Origin of the sequence: Paraburkholderia ultramafica (assembly GCF_902859915.1) — a bacterium.
Lineage (GTDB): Bacteria > Pseudomonadota > Gammaproteobacteria > Burkholderiales > Burkholderiaceae > Paraburkholderia > Paraburkholderia ultramafica.
Window position 1 is genome coordinate 29,589 of record NZ_CADIKK010000014.1, and the last position, 19,803, is coordinate 49,391.

Annotated in this window: 20 protein-coding genes; 7 read left to right on the forward strand and 13 right to left on the reverse strand. The window is 62.2% G+C overall.

Annotated features, from left to right (window positions below; translation table 11 throughout):
• Positions 1–2: 2 nt before the first annotated feature.
• Positions 3–1,298 (reverse strand): O-antigen ligase family protein, encoded by a 1,296-nt coding sequence (locus HV744_RS16185; protein WP_175150495.1) that lies wholly within the window; start codon positions 1,296–1,298, stop codon positions 3–5.
• A 275-nt stretch (positions 1,299–1,573) separates the two neighbouring features.
• Between HV744_RS16185 and HV744_RS16190 the strand changes: the two genes are divergently transcribed.
• On the forward strand, positions 1,574–2,419 hold the full coding sequence (locus HV744_RS16190; RefSeq protein ID WP_175150496.1) for a glycosyltransferase family 2 protein: 846 nt from the start codon (positions 1,574–1,576) through the stop codon (positions 2,417–2,419).
• Between the two features lie 58 nt (positions 2,420–2,477).
• Here the strand turns inward: HV744_RS16190 and HV744_RS16195 are convergent, their stop codons facing one another.
• Positions 2,478–2,798 carry a hypothetical protein gene (locus HV744_RS16195; RefSeq protein ID WP_175150497.1) on the reverse strand — a complete coding sequence of 107 codons (321 nt, stop codon included), beginning with the start codon at positions 2,796–2,798 and terminating at the stop codon, positions 2,478–2,480.
• Between the two features lie 343 nt (positions 2,799–3,141).
• Here HV744_RS16195 and HV744_RS16200 point away from each other — a divergent pair, with 343 nt between their 5' ends.
• The 3 genes from HV744_RS16200 (at position 3,142) to HV744_RS16210 (ending at position 5,441) form a co-directional block, all read left to right on the forward strand.
• Positions 3,142–4,065 carry a recombination-associated protein RdgC gene (locus HV744_RS16200; RefSeq protein ID WP_175150498.1) on the forward strand — a complete coding sequence of 308 codons (924 nt, stop codon included), beginning with the start codon at positions 3,142–3,144 and terminating at the stop codon, positions 4,063–4,065.
• Between the two features lie 211 nt (positions 4,066–4,276).
• The gene (locus HV744_RS37300; RefSeq protein WP_246279060.1) at positions 4,277–4,504 is read left to right on the forward strand and encodes a hypothetical protein; all 228 of its coding nucleotides are present in this window, start codon (positions 4,277–4,279) and stop codon (positions 4,502–4,504) included.
• Positions 4,505–4,637: 133 nt separating this feature from the next.
• The gene (locus HV744_RS16210; protein ID WP_175150499.1) at positions 4,638–5,441 is read left to right on the forward strand and encodes a transglutaminase-like domain-containing protein; all 804 of its coding nucleotides are present in this window, start codon (positions 4,638–4,640) and stop codon (positions 5,439–5,441) included.
• Between the two features lie 454 nt (positions 5,442–5,895).
• Here HV744_RS16210 and HV744_RS16215 read toward each other — a convergent pair whose 3' ends face one another.
• From HV744_RS16215 to HV744_RS16225, 3 genes are all read right to left on the reverse strand, one after another.
• A complete protein-coding gene (locus HV744_RS16215; protein ID WP_175150500.1) occupies positions 5,896–6,369 on the reverse strand; it encodes a VOC family protein in 474 nt (157 codons plus the stop codon).
• A 46-nt stretch (positions 6,370–6,415) separates the two neighbouring features.
• The gene (locus tag HV744_RS16220; RefSeq protein ID WP_175150501.1) at positions 6,416–6,880 is read right to left on the reverse strand and encodes a VOC family protein; all 465 of its coding nucleotides are present in this window, start codon (positions 6,878–6,880) and stop codon (positions 6,416–6,418) included.
• Between the two features lie 252 nt (positions 6,881–7,132).
• Complete coding sequence (locus HV744_RS16225; protein WP_175150502.1) at positions 7,133–8,749, reverse strand: SH3 domain-containing C40 family peptidase; 1,617 nt, start codon at positions 8,747–8,749, stop codon at positions 7,133–7,135.
• Positions 8,750–9,014: 265 nt separating this feature from the next.
• On the opposite strand from HV744_RS16225, the gene HV744_RS16230 reads away from it, so the two are divergent.
• Together HV744_RS16230 and HV744_RS16235 are read left to right on the forward strand one after the other, a co-directional pair.
• A complete protein-coding gene (locus tag HV744_RS16230) occupies positions 9,015–9,440 on the forward strand; it encodes a TOBE domain-containing protein (RefSeq protein WP_175150503.1) in 426 nt (141 codons plus the stop codon).
• A gap of 182 nt (positions 9,441–9,622) precedes the next feature.
• A complete protein-coding gene (locus tag HV744_RS16235) occupies positions 9,623–10,126 on the forward strand; it encodes a GAF domain-containing protein (protein WP_175150504.1) in 504 nt (167 codons plus the stop codon).
• A 26-nt stretch (positions 10,127–10,152) separates the two neighbouring features.
• On the opposite strand, the gene HV744_RS16240 is transcribed toward HV744_RS16235, so the two are convergent.
• The 7 genes from HV744_RS16240 to HV744_RS16270 all read right to left on the reverse strand — a co-directional run bounded on the left by HV744_RS16240 (position 10,153) and on the right by HV744_RS16270 (position 16,842).
• A complete protein-coding gene (locus tag HV744_RS16240; protein ID WP_175150505.1) occupies positions 10,153–10,563 on the reverse strand; it encodes a hypothetical protein in 411 nt (136 codons plus the stop codon).
• A 16-nt stretch (positions 10,564–10,579) separates the two neighbouring features.
• The gene (locus tag HV744_RS16245; protein ID WP_175150506.1) at positions 10,580–11,746 is read right to left on the reverse strand and encodes an extracellular catalytic domain type 1 short-chain-length polyhydroxyalkanoate depolymerase; all 1,167 of its coding nucleotides are present in this window, start codon (positions 11,744–11,746) and stop codon (positions 10,580–10,582) included.
• An 84-nt stretch (positions 11,747–11,830) separates the two neighbouring features.
• The gene (locus tag HV744_RS16250; protein WP_175150507.1) at positions 11,831–12,256 is read right to left on the reverse strand and encodes a CopG family transcriptional regulator; all 426 of its coding nucleotides are present in this window, start codon (positions 12,254–12,256) and stop codon (positions 11,831–11,833) included.
• A gap of 1,261 nt (positions 12,257–13,517) precedes the next feature.
• Positions 13,518–14,003, reverse strand: coding sequence for a hypothetical protein (locus tag HV744_RS16255; protein ID WP_175150628.1), 486 nt, complete (start codon positions 14,001–14,003; stop codon positions 13,518–13,520).
• Positions 13,996–14,814, reverse strand: a complete 819-nt coding sequence (locus HV744_RS16260; protein ID WP_175150508.1) for a hypothetical protein — start codon at positions 14,812–14,814, stop codon at positions 13,996–13,998. Before HV744_RS16260 ends, HV744_RS16255 begins: the two co-directional genes overlap by 8 nt.
• Positions 14,780–16,096 carry a lyase family protein gene (locus HV744_RS16265; protein WP_175150509.1) on the reverse strand — a complete coding sequence of 439 codons (1,317 nt, stop codon included), beginning with the start codon at positions 16,094–16,096 and terminating at the stop codon, positions 14,780–14,782. Before HV744_RS16265 ends, HV744_RS16260 begins: the two co-directional genes overlap by 35 nt.
• A 68-nt stretch (positions 16,097–16,164) precedes the next feature.
• Positions 16,165–16,842 carry a hypothetical protein gene (locus HV744_RS16270; protein ID WP_175150476.1) on the reverse strand — a complete coding sequence of 226 codons (678 nt, stop codon included), beginning with the start codon at positions 16,840–16,842 and terminating at the stop codon, positions 16,165–16,167.
• A 505-nt stretch (positions 16,843–17,347) separates the two neighbouring features.
• Between HV744_RS16270 and HV744_RS16275 the strand changes: the two genes are divergently transcribed.
• Positions 17,348–17,629, forward strand: coding sequence for a hypothetical protein (locus HV744_RS16275; RefSeq protein WP_175150510.1), 282 nt, complete (start codon positions 17,348–17,350; stop codon positions 17,627–17,629).
• A gap of 927 nt (positions 17,630–18,556) precedes the next feature.
• On the opposite strand, the gene HV744_RS16280 is transcribed toward HV744_RS16275, so the two are convergent.
• Positions 18,557–19,735: a D-alanyl-D-alanine carboxypeptidase family protein gene (locus HV744_RS16280; RefSeq protein WP_175150511.1), complete on the reverse strand. Its 1,179-nt coding sequence runs from the start codon at positions 19,733–19,735 to the stop codon at positions 18,557–18,559.
• Positions 19,736–19,803: the final 68 nt, after the last annotated feature.

A 19,803-nucleotide genomic window follows, 5' to 3' on the forward strand; every position in this document is an offset into this window, starting at 1 on the left:
CCTCAGGCCTTGACCTCAGCGGCGCGGCGCTCCGCACGTGACGCGGGCGCTTGCTCCGTCTGCAATTCGCGCTTCCTTGCATCGACGACCGCGAGCAGCGTGGCGACCAGCAACGCGAGCAGCGCTGTGACCATGATCGGCACGAGCACGTCGATGGTCAGGCCGAAAATCACCGTGCTGGTGGCGACCGCGAGGCCCGCATAGGAGGCCGCGCGAGTCGCCGGGTCGGTCGAGTGCCGGTGCCGCCAGAAATACACCGAGATTCCGTAGTAAAACAGCAGCAGGCAGGCCACGCCGACCGCGCCCATTTCGGCGAGTGTGGAGAAAAAGTCGCTATGGGCGCGCTCGTTGACGATCTCGGCCTTTACTTCACCGCGTTTGGCCATCACGCCCAACTCGTCCACCAGATGCCCCTTGCCGATGCCGTACACCGGATGATGGACAAAGATCATCCGCGACGCATTCCACAACTGCAGACGCAGACCCACCGACGTGGAGTCTTCGCCCTTATGCAGCATCGACACATCGGTCGACACTTCGGTGAGGCGCTTATGAATGCGCTCGGTCGAGAGCAGCGCGCCGGCCGCGATCACGATCGCCAGCGTCGCGACCAGCAGCCGCTTCTTGTGCGCGAACCACTGATACTGCATGCCGAGCAGCACGACGAACACCGGCACGGCCAGCCAGCCGCCACGGGTGCCCGACAGATACGACGCGTAGCCGCCTGACGCCAGCGCCAGCAGGCGCGGCAGAAGCACGCGCCAGTCGCGCGGCTGGTCCCAGCCGAGCGTGAAGACCGACAGGAAACCGAGCAGCAGCGCGGTATCGCCGAACGGAATCGCGTTCGTATACGAATTATTCAGACGATTCGCATCGGTCCAGCCGCCGGGGGGCTGATTGGCGATTGCCCAGACGCCGACTGCCAGCGCGCCGGCCGCGCAGCCCCAGCCGATCATGCGCAGATTTCGCGACGGCAACTGCCGCAGCAGCAGGAAGACCGGCAACGCGAGCACGAAGCGCGACAACGCGTCGAACTGTCGAGGCAGCCAGTAGCCGAACAGCAATTGCTGGACGCCGATCGCCACGACCAGAGCCAGCATGCCGATGGTGAACCAGCGGTAGGTGCGCAGCGCCGAGAAATAGCCCGGCATGCGCCGGTTGACGACAGCGGCGCCGAGCGCCAGCGCGAGAAGTGCGAAGAAGCAGTAGCCGGTGCCGCCGCGCCACATCAGATTGACCGCGGGCGCGAGAAACAGCAGGGCTGTGCAGAGCCAGACCAGACTGGAAGCAAAAATCATAGGGCAACGATTTGTATGAACACTACCGTTCCGGTGGTGGAGTTGCTGGGGGAGCCGGACCATTTGGATACATTTTCAAGACGGTAGAGCGATCGCGATTATAACCGTGCCCTTCCTTGCGAAATGCTTGCGGTCAGTCGAGGGAAGGCGCGAGCCCGGAGACCTGGGCCGCGGTATTTGTCGTGCGGGCGGGCCGCGGCGGTACAATCCCCGCGAAACTCATGGCCGGCGCGCGGCGCATGCCGCGCCCGCACCCAGCTCAACGGACCGAATCGATGTTCTCTATCATCATCCCGACCTGGAACAATCTGCCTTACCTGCGTCTCGTGATCGACAGCCTGCGGCGTCATTCGACGCACGCGCATCAGATCATCGTGCACGTCAACGACGGCTCGGACGGCACGCTCGCCTGGGTGCGCGACGAGGGCATCGAACATACCGCGTCACCCGGCAACATCGGCATCTGTCACGCGGTCAATATCGCGGCGGCGCGCGCCACGCAGGACTACGTCGTCTACATGAACGACGACATGTACTGCTGCCCCGGCTGGGACGACGCGCTCGTCAAACGTCTCGCGCAGATGCCGGCCGACAACCTGTTCATGCTGTCCGGCACGATGATCGAACCGGTCGATTCCGGCAATCCCTGCGTGGTCGTGCATAACTTCGGCCGCGACGTGGAGAATTTCCGCGCCGGCGAACTCGTCGCCGCCGCGCCCGGACTCGTGCGCGCCGACTGGCGCGGCGCGACCTGGCCGCCGACGCTCGTGCATCGCGACTGGTGGCACAAGGTGGGCGGCTATAGCAGCGAATTGAGTCCCGGCATGAGCAGCGACAACGACTTCTCGATGAAACTGTGGGACGCCGGCTGCCGCGTGTTCGTCGGCGTCGGCGACAGTCTGGTCTATCACTTCCAGCAGAAGAGCACCGGCAAGGTCGTCAAGAACGATGGGCGCCGCCAGTTCCTCAACAAGTGGGGCATGACGCAAGCCACCTTCGATCGCTACTACCTGCGCCGCGGCACCGCTATCGAAGGCGGCGCGGCGGTGAGCGAGCCCGAGCAAACCGGTCGTCTGCGGCGCGCGCTGCTGAAGTCGCGGATCAAGCGGGCGTTTAGCTGACGGGGCGCCCAACGTAGCACACCTGCCCTCAACAGCCCGCGCCGACAACGCACGCGCGTCACACGCCGCCAGTCACCAGCGGCAGCACCGTCAGATCCGGATGCGTGCCGTCGACAATGCTGCGTCCCACATGCACCCCTTCGTAGAGCGCATCGTCCTTGCTGGCGAAGCTCTCTTCTCCGTCCGCATGAAACGGCACCGCATGGCCGGGGATGGCCGGATCGGCGCCCGGATGACACACATAGCCGACGTACGTGTAGCGGTTATCCGCCGTGGCCGCCGGCTTCGCTTCGTTGGGCGGGTCCTTGGGGAAGGGCGCCACGTGAATCTCGAAGCCCTCGTATTCCACCATTTGCCAGGGTGCGGTTTCATCGGCCATGGCCGCCTCCGTCTTCGTCGCGCCTATCAAAAAGTCTAGGTGATTTGCGCGTAAAACGCGCTTAAAGACGGATACGGCAAAGCACTATGGCTTGATCGCGCCGAGCTGTTTGAGCAGCGTCAGATTGTCTTCGAGGTGCCCGTTCTCGACGATGCGGCCGGGAGAAGTGTAAGTGGATGAAACACATTCTCTGGCTCACGGTCGAAATTTGATAATCGGCCTATCGTTTGAAGGATTCTCGGTGTCAATTTGAAAATGACCGGCAAGCCGTGATGCTCCGCGCGAACGCGCCAGCTCCTTCGTCATATAGAATGACGCGCTTTGCCCGGAAACGACCTCGCCCATGTGGTTCAAAAACCTTCAGCTGCACCGTCTTCCCGCTCCGTGGTCCGTCACCCCCGAACAGATGCAGAAGTGGCTCGCGCCGCACGCGTTTGCGCCCGGCAATAGCGTCGAGATGCAAAGCCACGGCTGGGCGTCGCCGCGCGACAACGATTCGCTCGTGTACGCGCTCAACGGCCAGATGCTGCTGGTGTTCCGCACCGAAAAGAAACTGCTGCCCGCGTCGGTCGTCACGCAAGTGACCAAGGCGCGCGCGCTCGAACTCGAGGAACAGCAGGGCTTCAAACCCGGCCGCAAGCAGATGCGCGAACTCAAGGAGCAGGTCACCGACGAACTGCTGCCGCGCGCGTTCAGCATTCGCCGCGATACCCGTGTGTGGATCGACTGCAAGAACGGCTGGCTCGTGATCGACGCGGCGTCGCCAACGGTCGCCGACGAAGTGCGCGGTCTGCTGGTCAAGTCGATCGATCAGCTGCCGCTCGGCACGGTGCGCGTCACGCAGTCGCCGGTCGCGGCGATGACCGAATGGCTGCTGTCCGGCGAGGGTCCGGCGGGCTTCACGCTCGACCAGGACACCGAGTTGCGCTCGCCCACGGAAGGCAACGCCACCGTGCGTTACGTGGGACATACTTTGGATACCGAAGATATGCGCCGCCATATCGAAGCCGGCAAGCAGTGCATGCGTCTTGCGATGACGTGGAACGATCGCGTGTCGTTCGTGCTGACGCCTTCGCTCACGATCAAACGCATCGCGCCGCTCGACGTGCTGAAGGAAACGAGCGACCCGACCGCGCAGAACGACGACGAACGCTTCGATTCCGACGTCACGCTGATGACCGCCGAACTCGACCGCATGCTGACCGATCTGCTCGACGCGCTGGGCGGCGAGCAGGGCGACGCGATGCCGCAAGCAGCGGCGGCCTGAGCTGCTTTTTGCATCGATGTAGCGCGGCGCGTCGAAGCATCGACGCGCCGCTGGCTACATCGCGGCGGTGGATCGCAAGGGTGGCTATGCTCACAGAGCAAGAGCACAATCAAGGCCGTTTGCCTACACCGACGAAGAGGCGTGTGATCTTGTCAACACGTGCAGCCGCCCGTATCCGGACAGCGATGTCGACAAGCGGGCGCGCCGATTCGTGCCGAGCGCGAGCAGCGGTGGCACGAGCATTGCTTATAACGATGGCAATGGCGGCGCGGGCATCAGCGCAAAAGGCAGCACGATGGCGCTGTTGCGCGCGATGACACTCGACATCAAGAGCGCGTTTTTCTATGTGCGCCGCACGGAGAAATGCGTGAACCGTCCGGGCGACACCCATTCGTTTCGCGGCTTGCAGGTCGACGTGAGCGTGACCGAAAGTGGATGAGGGTGAATGCCGGTGAATGAGCGCGCGCTGAATCTCCCGGTGCTGCAAATCGAAACGTGTTAGCGACGAGCATCCACGTGGCCGGTTCTCCGTGCGCATCAAGTGAACGTTTCAACAGGAAGAGGGCGCCGCGATGAAATTGAGCGTTGGCTACGAACTGGTCTACGAGTGCGTGCAACCGACCCCGATGTTGTTGATGCTGAACACGCACTATTCGCATGCGAATGAGATGCTGAGTCCCGATCTGCTGACGGTCGATCCGCTAGTGCCGATCCGCCAGTATCGCGACGGCTTCGGCAATCTGTGCAGCCGGCTCGTCGCGCCGCCGGGAAAAATTGCGTTCTCGACCAGCGCGGTGCTCGACGTGTCGCCCGAGCCGGAGCAGCGGCCGCCATTTACCGAACAGCATCCGGTGGAGATGTTGCCCGACGATACGCTGGTGTTTCTGCTCGGCAGCCGCTATTGCGAAACCGATCTGCTCTCCGAATTCGCGTGGCAGACGTTCGGCAAACTGCCGCTCGGCCGCGAGCGCGTCGATGCGATCTGCAACTACGTGCACCGGCACATCGTGTTCGGCTACGACTTCGCACGGCCGACCAAGACCGCGTGGCAGGCATGGCACGAGAGGAAGGGCGTGTGCCGCGACTTCGCGCATCTGGCCGTCGCGCTATGCCGCGCGATGAACATACCGGCGCGCTATTGCACGGGCTATCTCAGCGATGTCGGCTTGCCGCCGCCGTATGCGCCGATGGATTTCGCCGCGTGGTTCGAGGCGTACGTCGGCGGCTGCTGGCAGACGTTCGATCCCCGCAACAACGCGCCGCGCACCGGGCGGGTTCTGATGGCGCGCGGGCGCGACGCGGCCGACGTCGCGATCAGCAATGCGTTCGGGCCCACGCAACTGCTGAAATTCGCGGTGGTGTGCGAGCCGGTCTAGGCGCGTTGCGGCGTTGAGATCCCTTGTTGTCGATGCGCGACAAGGTGCGCTGCGCGCATGGCTCGGTGGCGAACGCCGCGTCATTCTCCGAGTGACAGCGCGCGCTTGCGCCGCAGCAGTGCCGAGCCGACCGACACCGCCGCGCCGATGCCCCCATCGCCAGCGAAAGCGCGACTATCAGCGCGCCGGTCTGCGCACGCGCGGAGAACAGGGTGACCAGCAGACCGGCAAACGGCCAGCATTGGACCGAGGACGAAACCCAACTGGTACGAGGAGCGGCACGAGAAACAGCAGGATCTGATCGGCGAGACGCGCGACAAACAGCGAGCAGAAGAAAGCCTGATGATTGACGCGCACCGTTGATGTCCCGCCGTTTATGGGGCGAGACCGATCCTGTCAAAGATAGCGCCGTGGTGGCCTCGCTGCCCGGTGGCCGCGAGGCCACGCGGCGTTCCTATCCGCCGCGATACGCCTGCTCCAGCGGCGCGATTTCCAGCTTCTCCATTTTCATCATCGCCTTCATCACGCGGCTCGCCTTCGCGGTGTCCGGATCGCGCAGCATCTGGCCGAGCGCGTCGGGCGCGATCTGCCACGACACGCCGAAGCGGTCCTGCAGCCAGCCGCATTGCCACGGCTTGCCGCCGTCGAGGAGCTTCGACCAGTAGCGGTCGATCTCATCCTGCGAGCCGCAGTGCACGAACAGCGAGATCGCCGGCGTGAACGGAAATTGCGGGCCGCCGTTCAAGGCCATGAACTCCTGGCCTTCGATCTCGAACGTGATGGCCAGCACGCCGCCTTGCGGGCCGGGGCCTGCGTCCGTGTAATGCAGCGTGGTGGCGATGCGGGAATCGGAAAACACGGACGTATAGAAGCGGGCCGCCTCTTCCGCGTTGCCGTCGAACCACAGGCACGGCGCAATCTTCTGCATGACGTTTCTCCTCCCTGTCAGGCGGATGGGCCTCGCGTCACCCGTCTCACTTCATCGTGGCCATCGCTTGCTGGATTTCCTCCGTGCTCAGATCGCGCGTGTGCGTGGCGAGCGACCAGCTATGGCCGAACGGATCCTTCACCTGGCCGTAACGGTCGCCCCAGAACATGTCGGCGACTGGCATCACGACGGTCGCGCCGGCCTCGACGGCCTGTTTGAAACTGGCGTCGACGTCCGGCACGTAGTGATGAATCGTGACTGGCGTGCCCTTCAGCGTATTCGGCCCGAACGTCTGATGGTCGGGCCATTCGTCGGTCAGCATCAGCATGGAGTCGCCGATCTTCAGGCAGGCGTGCATCACCTTGCCGTCCGGGCCCGGCAGGCGGAACTGTTCGACGGCGTTGAAGGCCTTCGTGTAGAACGCGATGGCATCCGCGGCGTTGGCGCAGATCAGATAGGGGGTAAGCGAGTGCATCCCGTCCGGGATCGGTTTGACAGCGGCGCTGCTCATGACGGTGACTCCTTGAAGTAACAGGTTCGTGAGTTGAAAGACCGGCTGCGTCAGCCAGGCCTTCAACGTTACGACGAGTTCAGCGCAGTTGAATCGACACTCCGGAAAAAATATTTTTGAGTGCGGGAGTGCGGGAGTGCGGGAGTGCGGGAGTGCGGGAGTGCGGGAGTGCGGGAGTGCGGGAGTAAGGGCTTAAGGGTGTGCCGGGGGGCGGCGGCCGGGGCCGCCGCATCGCCGTGCCCTCGGACGACTTTAACCGGCCGGATTGTCTTCATCAGGCGGCGCAGCGGACGGCGGCGCGGCGCTGCCGCCCGGCGCGCCGAGGATGCTGATCTGGAACGTCGGCGCGGCCGCCAGCGATTGCAGCGTAGCGTCCTCGGGGATGTGCTCGAACAGCGGCAGGATCACCGAGCCGCCGATCACCGCGCGCCGGCTGTCGTCGGCCGGTCGTAAGCCCCATACGTCCTGATAGACGACCGGCACCGTGACGCCGTCGCGAGTCGTGTTGCCGATGTACAGCATCACGTGGCCGCCGATGTAGATCAGCGTGCGCAACGGTTCGCCGTGCCGCGCAAGGTAGTCGAGCCGCTCTGCAGGCGTGGACGCGGACAGGTCGACCATGCGCCCGGCGCTCATCTGCGTCGACGAATGGCGCGGCAGCCACACGCCGAAGACGGCGAAGATGCTTTGCAGTTCCGACGAACAGTCGTTGTAGAGGCCGCTATTGCCCCAGCCATAAGGGCGCCCGATCAGCGTTTTCATCAGCATCGCCAGATGACGCGGCGTGGCGGCGAGCGGCATCGGTGCGATCTGTTCTTCGCTCAGCGTGGCGGTGCGGATGAGCGCGCGGCCATCGACATCACGGGCCGGGACGAGCACCTGGCGCATAGCGGGGGCGGCGGCGCTGTGCGGCTCGCTTGCGGCGGAGTCGGCTGGCGCAAGGCGTGCGGCGTTTGCCGGCCTGGCGGGCAGCAGCGGCAACATCGTGCCGGCCGGCGCGTCGAAGCGGAACACGCCGCGGCTGTCGCGCACCGGCGCCGACGCCACCGTCACCGCACCGAGCGCTTTGCCGGTCGCGGCGCGCCATGTGTCGACGAAGCGGTCATCGGCCAGCGCGACGCCGTCGCTGCGCACCCAGCCCTGGACGTCGGGCGTCTGCACGTAGTGCCATGCGCCGTCGACGCTGCTGCCCAGCACATACAACGGCGTGCCCGGGCGCACCGCCGAAATCTGCAGGTTGTCGAACGGATAGCCTTCGCCGGCCAGGTGATCGTCGTAGAACGACGGGTCGGTGGTCGGCAACTCGCGCACCATCACGTTGCCGGTGGCGATTACGCGGCGCTCGGGCCGATACACCGGCGTCTGCGTGAACTGCCCGACGTTCATGTTCTGCGCGATCGCGTCGATCCACGCCTTGTCGTGCGGCCGGAAGTTCTCGCCGTAGCCGAGCGCCGCGCCGCTCTTGCCGGTGTTGTCGAACCTGTCGATGCGGCGCTGCTGCAACGCGGCAATGTCCGCACCTTGCTGCCGATAGACGCGCGTCGTCACGTAGGCGGAATTCCACGGCGACGGCGCGTTCGTGCCGGTGCCGAAGTAGCGCGCGTAGAGCGCCCTGAAGTGCGCCTGCTGGTCCGCCGGGCTCAGGAATGGCTGGTCGTAGCCGGGGCTGTCGGGTTCGAGCCAGTGGTCGACGTTCTGGTCATAACGGGCGATCGGGAACAGCGTGACGATGTCGATCGGTGCGTGCACGTCGCGCGGCGGCGACGGGGTGCTGCAGGCGGCGAGCGTCGCGACAGCGGCGCACAGTGCGGCGGCGCGGCAGGCGTTCGACCATGAAACGGCACGGCGGGGCAGGACGGCAACAGGCATGGGTTTCGACAGAGTGGGTCCGAGGACACGATGATACGGTGTCCGCGAGTCGTGCGACGTGTTGTGCCGGTGCCGCGTTATGCACGCCTATGCACAGCGCTAATGTGTTCTCATGTGGATTCGGATCGCTCATGGCGGCTGCGCGAAATCGCACTTCGTGCGCACGCTATCGCAGCCGGCGGGCCTTCCATTACACTCGTCTCATTCCTAAACATCTCGCCTCGCAACGTTCGTGCGAGGCGGCCCAATCAGCAAGGAGCACGACATGCTAACCAGCGCACGCAATCAATTCGCCGGCGAAGTAGCCGAAGTCAAACACGGCGCCGTGAACGACGAAGTCACGCTGCGTACCCAGGACGGTCTCGAGATCGTCGCGATCATCACGCATGGCAGCGCGACCTCGCTCGGCCTTGCTGCCGGCAGGAAAGCATTTGCACTGGTCAAGGCGTCGTCGGTGATCGTGATGGTCGATGTCGCGAAGAGCCAGGTGTCGGCGCGCAACTGTATCGCCGGCACGGTGTCTGCGGTGACGAAGGGCGCGGTGAATTCGGAAGTGACGATCAGCGCGGGCGGCGCGCAGGTCGTGGCGATCATCACCAACGACAGTGTCGACCGTCTCGGCCTCGCGAGCGGTAAAGCGGCAACGGCGATCTTCAAGGCGTCGAGCGTGATCATCGGCGTCGATCAGTAATCGAGGTCCGGCGTCCGCCGACTGCTTCGGCAGATCTGGCTGGAAGCGGGCGGGTCGGATGGCAGAGAACATAAAGAGCTCGGCGTGCAATGCGCAGCGCCGCGCGCCGTGAAGGAGGCGGCCGCTTGCTTTACACTGCACGCCTTGCTGTTCCCTTTTCCGCTTTCATCACGGACGCCGTCATGTTCGAAGTCTCCTCCGCCTCGCATCTGCCCAAAGCCGCGCAATACGAAGAACTGGTCGCCCAGGCGCGCGCGCTGCTTGCCGACGAAACCGACTGGATCGCCAACGCGGCGAATTTTTCCGCCTTCGTGTTTCATTCTCTGAGCGATCTGAACTGGGCCGGCTTTTACTTTCACGATGGCCGCGAACTGGTCGTTGGACCGTTCCAGGGCAAGCCCGCGTGCGTGCGCATCGCGCTCGGCAAAGGTGTCTGCGGCACGGCCGCGCAAACCCGTCAGACCCAGGTCGTGCGCGACGTGCACGAGTTTCCCGGCCATATCGCGTGTGATTCGGCGTCGCAATCGGAGATCGTCGTGCCGCTCGTCGCACCGGACGGCACGCTGATCGGCGTGTGGGATGTCGACAGCCCGGTGGTCGCGCGCTTCGATGAGGAAGACGCGAAGGGCATGGAAGCGCTGTGCGCGGTGTTCATCGAAGCGGCGTTGCCGCGCGCGGCGTCCTGAGCAGCGCGCATCGTCGGCGCGGCGTGTCACGCCAGGCTCTTTCTTTCGACCATCGACGAGATGCAGTGCAGCGGCTTGCGCCACCGCTGCGCCGCAGACATTGCAAAGCTGCGCCGTGTTACCTCGCCACGCGCTTCCAATAATCGGCACCCCCGCCGGTCGCCGCCGTTGAACCCATCGATGCGATGTTGCCGACGAGCGATATCCGCGAATATAACGGTCGCCGGTCCGACGCGGCGGCCGATGCGGTCGCGGCCGAAGCGCTGGGCCGCATCGCCGGATCGATCGACTGCGCCGGGACCGCGCTGAACATCACCGCGAGTATCGGTATCGTCGCGTATCCGGCCGACGGTGGCGATGCGCCGACCCTGATGCGTCGCGTGGGTGTCGCGTTGTTGGTGGCATTGGCGGTGAACGGCAATGCTGTGCGGGAACATATCCTGCTGCCTCGCATCAAGAGAACCTGCCCCGCAATGGAGCGTAGTGCGGGTGTGGATGAGCGAGGAAGAATCGCAGCATTTCCGCGGTGGCGTCTGGACCCGCCGGGTCGGTGTACGAGCCACGCTGACTGCCGCCGGCCCATGCGTGCCCCGCGCCGTGAATCGACCAGTACTCCGCTTCGACGCCGTTCGCCGCGACCAGCCTTTGCAGCGTGGCGCCGCGTCGGTTGCCCGGCGCGCTTGCCGCAGCGGATGGCATGCTGATCGTGGTGCCAGCATCGAAGCACGCGACGAGCTCGACAGCATTCGACGGATGGACTGTCGTGTCCGCCTCGCCATGAAACACGATCAGCGGACGTTGCGGCGCGGCGCGCGAGCGGTTGCGCTGCGGCTTGCCGCCCTTCATCGCGGCGAGCGCCGAGGGCAAGTCCTTCGCGCATCCGTAGGCGAGGCCCGAATGCACGCAGGCGGCAGCGTACAGATCGGGCGAGGTCTTCAGCATGACGTCAGCCATCGCGCCGCCCGCCGATAAACCGGCCACGTAGATCCGCGCGGCATCGATGCGATAGCGCGTCATCACCTCGCGCGTGATGCCCGCGATCAACGACGGTTCGCCGTGGTCGCGCTGCTGATCGGCAGGCTTGAACCAGTTCCAGCATGTCGAACGATTGGCCGCTTGCGACTGATTCGGATATACGACGATGAAGCCGTGACGCTCGGCCATTTCGTTCATGCGCGTGCCGGCCGCGAAGTCGTCGGCGTTCTGCGTGCAGCCGTGCAGCATCACGATCAGCGGCACCGGCTCGTTGTTGTAGACGGCCGGCACGTACAGCTTGTATTGGCGCTGGCCCGCGCTGTTGCTGAACGTGTGCGTGCTGAAGGTGCCGGGTGTCTCGGCGTCGAAGGTGTACGGGGCAGGGGCGTGCGAATTGGGACGAGGGTGGGTTTGCGCGTGCGCCTGTCCTTGAGCTTGTGCTTGAGCCTGGGTCCGAACCTGTGCCCAGCTTTGCGCCCAATCGCTCGCGGCCGCTGGCATGGGCGGTATCGGCGCCCGGCCCGCTTGAGCGTTGACGCCCGCGAGCGCGCGCTGAACCGCGGCGGTCGCTTCATTGGGACCCTTCGTGCGCAGCAGCTCGAAGGCGTCTTTCATCGACTTCAGGAAATCTTCGTTCATGTTCATGACGGTTTGCGTTGACTGTGTGGTGGCGTGAGCGAATCAGTGGTGAGCCACCGGTTCAGCCGCGTGATGAGTCGAACGAAGCGCCTAGCTGATGCGGCCGGCGAGCGCCGCCTTGACCGCGGGCGACGCGTGAAATGCACCAAGCACGACGACCGATGCGATAGTGGCCGCCGCGAGTTCCGGCGGCACATCGGCGGCGATGCTCGCGAGGCCGAGTACGTGAATGTCGAGCTGTTCGTGCGCGGCTTGAGCGGCTTCGAGGTCGTGTCGCGAGAAGTGCTGCAGGCCGAGCACCATCGCGCGGCGCGTCACCGTTTCCGTGACGATCTGCGCGTGCACCGCGAGCTGATTGCGGATCGCCGTGCGAATCAGGTCGGTGCGGTTCGAGTAAAAACCTTCCTCGACCAGCAGATCGATCTGGCCAAGATCGATCGGACCCAGGTTGATGGTGATTTTCTCGGTCTCGCCGCCTTTCGGGCGCGAGTTGTTGACCAGGTTGAGTTTGGGCATTTGCACTCCATCTGGCATCCATGTGCCATCCAGCTGACATCCAGTGGGATGGTTATACGCCTCCGGGCCGAGGTGAGTCAAATGGGAAATTGAGGGTCGGGAGGGATGTGTGCAGTGGGCAGCGCTGACTCCCTGGACGGCCGCCGCGGGGGCGGCCTGGAGTCTTGGATTGCCCGTCCTTCTGTCTTTCCCAGGAGATCGTAGTGCTGAATCCCTGAAGCAAAAGCGTTGTCTCTAACGGCTTGCGCGACATCGGGATATTTGGCGAGGTACGCCTCTTCAAATCGCGCGCGATCGAAAGAACGACGGAAGAATAGCGAAACCGTACTCGTCGAAATTCTTTTTAATATCTGTCATTACTGCCCCGGTCTGCTTGCGTCCTATTACCGTTCGCATGAGGATCAGGTCGGGCGCACGTTATTCTGGATTGAAGTGCCAAATTGCAAGGCGTGCGGATTGTACTTGAATCGTAGGGGCGCCGTCTGGAGATGGCGCTGCCGATTGTTGTGTGAGGGGCGTGTCTCAACAGAATTTGGCTGCGGCGGCGAATGGTCTTTGGGCGGGTTCTATCGCGGGTTCTTTGGCTCGCGCTGGGAAGTCAGCGGATTGGCCAATATCCGGCGCGCGTCGACCGCGCAAAGGCCCACAACACGAACGGGACGAACTGGGGCGCCGATCCGGTTAAACCGCCTAAATCTCCAGTGCATCGAGCTCGATGGCCATCTCTGCGAAAAGGGTGACCGCGAGCACAAAGACACTCCACGCGGCCACGGGTGGCCGGTTGGGTCTGCGCTCATCGGTCGTCATGCCGCGTGGGGTTTCGGCCGCGCAGCGGCGCACCGTTGATCGATGTTGGCGCGCACGACTGGATTGCCTAGTAACTGGTGAGCATCAAGCACGCCATAGCGGGCACGAAGCGCTTTTTCGACTGCCTGACAGTCGGCATACTTGCCGCTGTCGGCAAGGCTGTATGCTGCACGTCGCACGGCCTCGCGCCGCCCCGCGCCCAACACATCCCGGCTCGTCATAGCTTGCCTCTGACGTAAGGGTGTCGCTTACATCATAGGTCGCATGGCGCGGCGTGCTTTTACGTTATCAATTGCTATCAATCGCGCGGCCGTCGCCATGCCGGTGCGTAGGCGACCGGTCGGGCAGCGCGAGGCGGGCCAGGATAAAACACGCGCCTATCGGTACTCGTCAATCTCGATGGTGCGTCCACGGTCCCACTTCGCCGCATCATGTCGACTCAATTTCGAGCGGCTCAATCGAACGATTCGGGAGCGACTGTCCCACCTTCAATCACCAGATGCGCCGCATCGACGCCGGGTGCAAAGAACCGCCAATCTTCGTCTCCCTCGATTCCATCCGGGATGACGACAAGGCGCAGATCACTTGAAAGCGCGAGCACCACGCCGCCCGTTTCGTTTGCTGACACGCTCTCGACAATGGCAGGGCCGTGCTCGACCAACATTTCTCGGAGGCGGCCGGCGGCCCCGTGCGCCTTTTCATCGGGGCCGCGAAGATCGTCCTGGGTCGCAACAATGGCGCCCGCGCGCTCAAGCCGCCAGGAGCATTGGACGTGCAGCGCCCAGGCGCCGCCTTCGCGGACAGTCCCTCTAGGCGTCGTGTATTGCCTTTGCGGTCCGAATTGCACGGTGAGCATGTCCGCCGCGTGGCTGACCCAACTGACATCGAGCCCAACAAGTGCGGAAAGACGCCGCGCAATCTCCGTCTTCGCATCAATCATCGCCACCCCCAAACATGTCCTGTCCCCGCTCCAATATCTCGTGATAGCCGAGTCCCTGTTTGCTTATTTCGTCGTGAAGCTGCCGGGCCTGACTCGGATCCAGACCGAGTGCCCTCACAACGGCTTTGAACTGCGCGTTTTGCGCCTGGTTGTTGCGGGGCGTTCCCTCGCTACCAGCCAGTTCTATGTCGTCGCCGGCCGGCATATCCTCGCCGTACTCGAACGGCTGCGCATCGCCAAGCAACGTCGACGCGTCTGCAGCATCATCGAAAGCGCCGCCGATGGTTGCTATCGAGGCGCGGGCTGCGATCAGCTTTGCTTGCTGTGTGGCCGGATCATAGGAGCCCGATAGTACGGGTTCACCAGGCGGGTAGAGAATGCTTCTGGCAAACGCCCGCATCTGCTCGCGTGTTTCACCGTCGTCGTACGCAACGAATGCCGACCCGATGGACGCCAATAGCCCAGTATTGCCAGCGCCGCCTGATCGCGGCTTCTCGGCAACCAGCACCACGCTTTCGCCGCGAATCATCGATTGCAGCGTCTGAATAACCTCAAGGTCGGTTCCCCGTTGCGATAGGCGGCCGTGCCAGTGGAAGTTGTCACCGAGGAATGTCCGCACGCGCTGGACGAGCCCGGCATCCCGAGCCCAGACGTCAGCGTACGCGCGTTGCGCAAATTTTTTACCTTCGTCGACTGCTTGTTTCTGTTCAGCGGTTAGAAAGATGCGCCCGCCTTCGTACGCATCCTTGCTGTACGTCATCCAGCGATGTCCCGAATCAGTTTTCAGTTCCGTTCCAGCCAGGATGCGCATCGGCTATGCGTTCACTCTTCAAGCTAACATTGCGATTCGGTGGAGTAGCCATTGCGCCACAAGACGCGGCCGTCTCTTGGAACTGTTCAGAATTTGCTGTTATTCCGGTGCCGGAAAGCTCTGCAAGCGTCTTGCATCCATTGGTCAGATGCCTGAAGCTTCGAAGGAGGCTAACCGCGATCAATGGCTGGAAGGCATCGGGATGCATCTCGCCAGATTCTGCTGCAAATGTGACCGCGACATCGCTCGCAAAAATGTCGAGAGCAATCTGACTGACGACTTCGGGAATGACTGCGTTTGGGCTGGCCGGCGCGGTGGCGGAGTTAGTTTGCATCGACGCAAGTTTGCTTTCACGCTCGCCGGATAGTGCTCCGATGGGCGGCCGACACAAATCTCTGCATGCTTTCGAAAGCTTGACGGCGACGTCGGTCAGAATGCCGGAGATCTGCAGATATGGGGCGCAGTCTTGGGTTCTTTCGACCCGAGTAGATCCAACACTCAACCCGAGCCCGGTCATTGCGTTCAGTGCATCAACCGCTTTAGCTGCATATTCGGGATGGGCCCTAAGACCCGCGCCAATCGCAGTCGCCCCCACGTATATCTCACGAATCATCGCGGATGTCTCTCGCAACCTGGCTATCTGTTCGTCCAGCATCATCGCGTGCGTCAGAAATTTGAAACCCGGCGCCATGTGGCCTGCATCGAATAGCCGGATGGTGCAGTCGAGCTTCAGCAAATCACGGCGTTCCTCGGCCTTTTTCGCGAAGGCGGACCGCAACGCATCCATCTCGTAACACAGGCGTTCGATCGCAAAGCAGATCGAGATCCGAAGAGCGGTCGGGTAGACGTTGCCGGATCCAAGAGTCAGGTGCGCGCTCGGATTCAGATGAGCATATTCACCGCGCCGATGACCCAAGAGTTCAAGAGCGCGATTGCATATCACCTCGTTCGCGTTCATGTCGGCCTGACTGCCAGCGCTGCCTTGAATCATGTCCACGACGAACTGGTCATGCAAGCGCCCGTTGCGTACGTCGCCGCAAGCGGCGACGATCGCGTCGCTTAGTGCCGGTTCAACTAAATGCAGGTCGGCATTGACTTGCGCCACAGCCTGCTTGACCGCCGCGAGCGCATTCAACAGGTCTGGGTGTGCGGCTAGCGGCGTCCCTGATATCTGACAGCTCTCGACGGCGCGAAGCGTGTGAATGCCATAGTACGCGTCCTCCGGTACTTCCCGCTCGCCCAACGAATCACATTCAACGCGGAAACCTGGTCTGGTAATCACCGTATTCCCTCCTGATTACGAGCGCGCGTGCCTAACAACACGCAACCAGCGAACAGTGACTGCTCTGCCTATTGAAGGCAGACCTGGTTCAGGTCGACGGTTCGTCGATACACGTTCCGGCTGAGCCAGGGCACGAAGGTATATTCGACGTAGGCATTGGCGCCGACATAGATCCAGTTATGCAGCTTGTTCAACATATGAGGTCCTTGGCAGCCGTCGCGAGACGGCGATCTTGTGAAAATCGGGATACAGCATATGAAGCTCCGCCGCTGTGCGGGAAACGAATCGGAGCGTACAGTCCCGGCATAGAGACAGGCGAGGAAATACGCCTTCGTTACGCAGTCGATCACTACCACGCAGCCGAGGAGCGCGGACTGGTCAAAGGCCACTGGGGTCGACGGGGCAAGCGCAAAAACGCTCATCGCGCACAGGAACGAGAAAACCGTAGCGGCATGGCGAACTCTGACCAGCGATGCAATGCCGGCGCCCAACAACACCAGTCTTGCCGACAAAGCGGCAGCGAATGCCGCTTCACTGATGGTCCAAAGAAAGTCCAACGCTGTCTCGATCAGTGTCCACGAGCACACGACAAGCGTCGCAGCAATGACAGCGGATCTGGCTTTCCGCCATTTGGTGCTATGACGCCAAGGATGCGCCTGTGCTAGCTGCAACATCTTCATTCGTGTTCGTTCGCCAAAAAACATGGATTTCTCAACAAGAATGGTGCGTGACACAATCACGATCATTGGCTTTTCATATCGTTGCCCGGTTTTCACGCATCGCCGGGGCATGCAGGCCGCACGGATACCGCTGGACGATTAAGTCTCGGATGCCGACGCATAAACCAGATTTCGTGGGGCGGGCGCTCTGCGAATGCGCGCCGTCCATGTCCCTCACAATAGACGCCGGGGACGCTGGAATCTATCGTACGGTCGGTTATGGCGTATTCACCTGCAGGGTCCAAAGCCTATACGCCGGTATCGCGCGCACAGTGAAGCGTATGGGTCCGAGGCATCGACTCCACTTTATTGGTGGAAGGCGCACAAAGCTAGCCCGTCAGCGCAAAGCTGATTTCCCGAATGGGCGCTTCTGTGCGCGGTTGGACTTCAGTAGCGTTGCACCTGGCTGGAGTCGCCCGTTTCCGCAGAAGTACCAGCCATATGCCTGTGCCCACCATCTGTAAGTCAACCGCCGATGCGACCAGAAAGCCCCCCACCGCATACCACGAACGCCACATTTGCTCGCATTCATTTGCGCGACAAAACCGAATTCGCGATTGCCGCACCCCTGTTGCTATGGCATCTGACGACGATTGGACGCGACAAAAATCTGCGAGAGCAAATCGCGATGCTTTATGCGCGCACGATGTTTGACCACTCGCTCATTATCGATTGTCTCGGTGAACTCAAAGTAATGGGGGCACTTGAGCACGTCCTTCACGACGGCTTGACGGGTGCTCTTACCGTGACGGACTTGGGCGTCCAACTCGCGGCGGGCGTCTATCAACTGCACGGCGAGGATCGGCGCCCGTGAAAGGCAAGATTGAGACCATCGGTTCACCCCGTATTGCGCGCGAAACAGGCTGAAAGCGGTCGAAAGCCTTGGAATGGACATTTCATGTCTATGCCATTCGCCTGGTTAACGGCAACTATCATGTTGGTCTCACACGAGGCAGACTGAGTGAACGGATTGTCCAACGTGGGGCGCGACACAAGGCCGCTTGGCCCCGGATCCACCCGCCGATAGCACTCGTTGAATGCGTGGACACGCGGACGCAGGATTCCAAGTCCGCAACGTCCCGTCAGAACGTTGTGACCTGGCTATATATGCTGCGATATGGGTGGCAAAAGGTGCGAGGAGGATTCTTTTCGAGTCCGGATGAAAAAATTACGCGTCGAAATCTCGAAATCTGGTCGCGCACGGATACGTCGATGCACCTCAGGCGACGCGTTGATTCGCAGTTGAAGCAAAGCATTTTCCCGGTATATGTGACGTCATCGGCATTGAATCCGGACGGCTAGCGATCTCGATCAGAGAACCGGCGACACGCAGTCTGAGCTCAAGAGTGATGTCGGCAGAGTACTCGTTCGTGGAATTGAAGCCTCCGGAAAATTCATAAAAAAGCGGGGGCTTTGCAGCCCCCGCCAAACGCCAGGCCTTGGTCTTCAGCCTATTCTCTCTCCTCTTGCTACGCACAGGACTGGGTTTCAACCTGCGCGCATCGTTTTTTGTAGTGATTTACACGTACTATCATGAATTCGTTCACGTCAATGCGCTGCCGTACCGCATAGATGGAAAAATACAATAAGGAAAAGTCGCGATCGCTTTTGCTCCGTTCAAGGCCCTGGACCAGGCATCTTCCAGCAATTGACAATCTCGGGTGAAATCGGTCGGGTCAGCAAAGTTCGGTTCCGGTTCGCTGTCTTCCGGCAGTATCGCCTCCGAGGGGTTTATAGCCATTTACGCCTTCGCCCCGAATAGCAGCAGCAGCGAGTCCCATGCGCGGCTGGCGAATCCGGCCTGCGGTACTGCCTCCAGCGCAATCAGCGGTGTTTGCGCGACCACCTTGCCGTTTACGACCAGTGCGACCGTGCCGACGCGCTGCCTGTCGGCGAGCGGCGCAACCAGTGGTGAGTCGAGCGTGATTCGGGGAACGACCTTGATACTGGCATCGGACGGTATCGTCGCAAAGAAGTCGCCTTCTATGCCGGTTTTTACAGTCAGAAGCGTCCCCTTGTAGACGCGTGCTGTCTGGACGAGCTGTCCTGCGCGGTACGGCCGTACTTCCTCGAATGCATGGAATGCAAAGTCAAGCATCTTCAGACTGTCGCGTTCGCGGTCGGATCCCGTCGGTTCTCCCATTACAACGGTGATGATGCGTTGCGTCGTGCCCGGCGTGCCCGACACCGGACGTCTCGCGCTGGCGATCAGGCAATATCCCGCGGTCTGGGTGTGTCCTGTTTTGAGGCCGTCGACACTTGGATCGAGCCAAAGCAATCGATTCCGGTTTGACTGCCGGATGTGGTCGTATGTGAAGCTCCTGGCGGAGAAAATCAGGTAGTACTCCGGAAAGTCATTGATCAGGTGTGTGGCGAGTAACGCGAGATCTCCGGCGCTGGAGTAGTGATTCGGATCAGGCATGCCGTTTACGTCGGCAAAATGCGTGTGAGTCATGCCGAGGTGCTGCGCCTCGCTATTCATCAGGTTGACGAACTGCGCCTGGTTCCCGCCGACCACCTCCGACAGTGCAATAGCTGCATCGTTGCCCGACTGGACAATCAGCCCGTACAGCAGATCGTGAATGGTCACCGGCTGGTTCGGCGCAATGAACATGCGCGATTCGTCCGATCGGACAGCACGCACGGCATCGCTTGGCAGCACAATCTGGTCTAGCGAGATTTTCTTCGAATGCAGCGCCTGAAACACCAGGTACGCGGTCATCAGCTTGGTCAGGGACGCTGGCTCGGCGCGTGAGTCGGCATTCGACGAGGCGAGCACCTGCTGGTTGGCCGCGTCCATGATGACCCAAGAGCGCGCGAGCAGTCCGGGCGCCGCAACCTGTGCGAACGAAGTCGCGCTGGCCACCGATAGCAGTGCCGCAACGAACGCGCTTGTGGCTGACGTGAATGAATCGCGCATAAATTCCGGCTAAGTGGAATGGGACCAGCGTGGTTCTGGAACGCGACGGCTGCAACTGACAGTCGCAG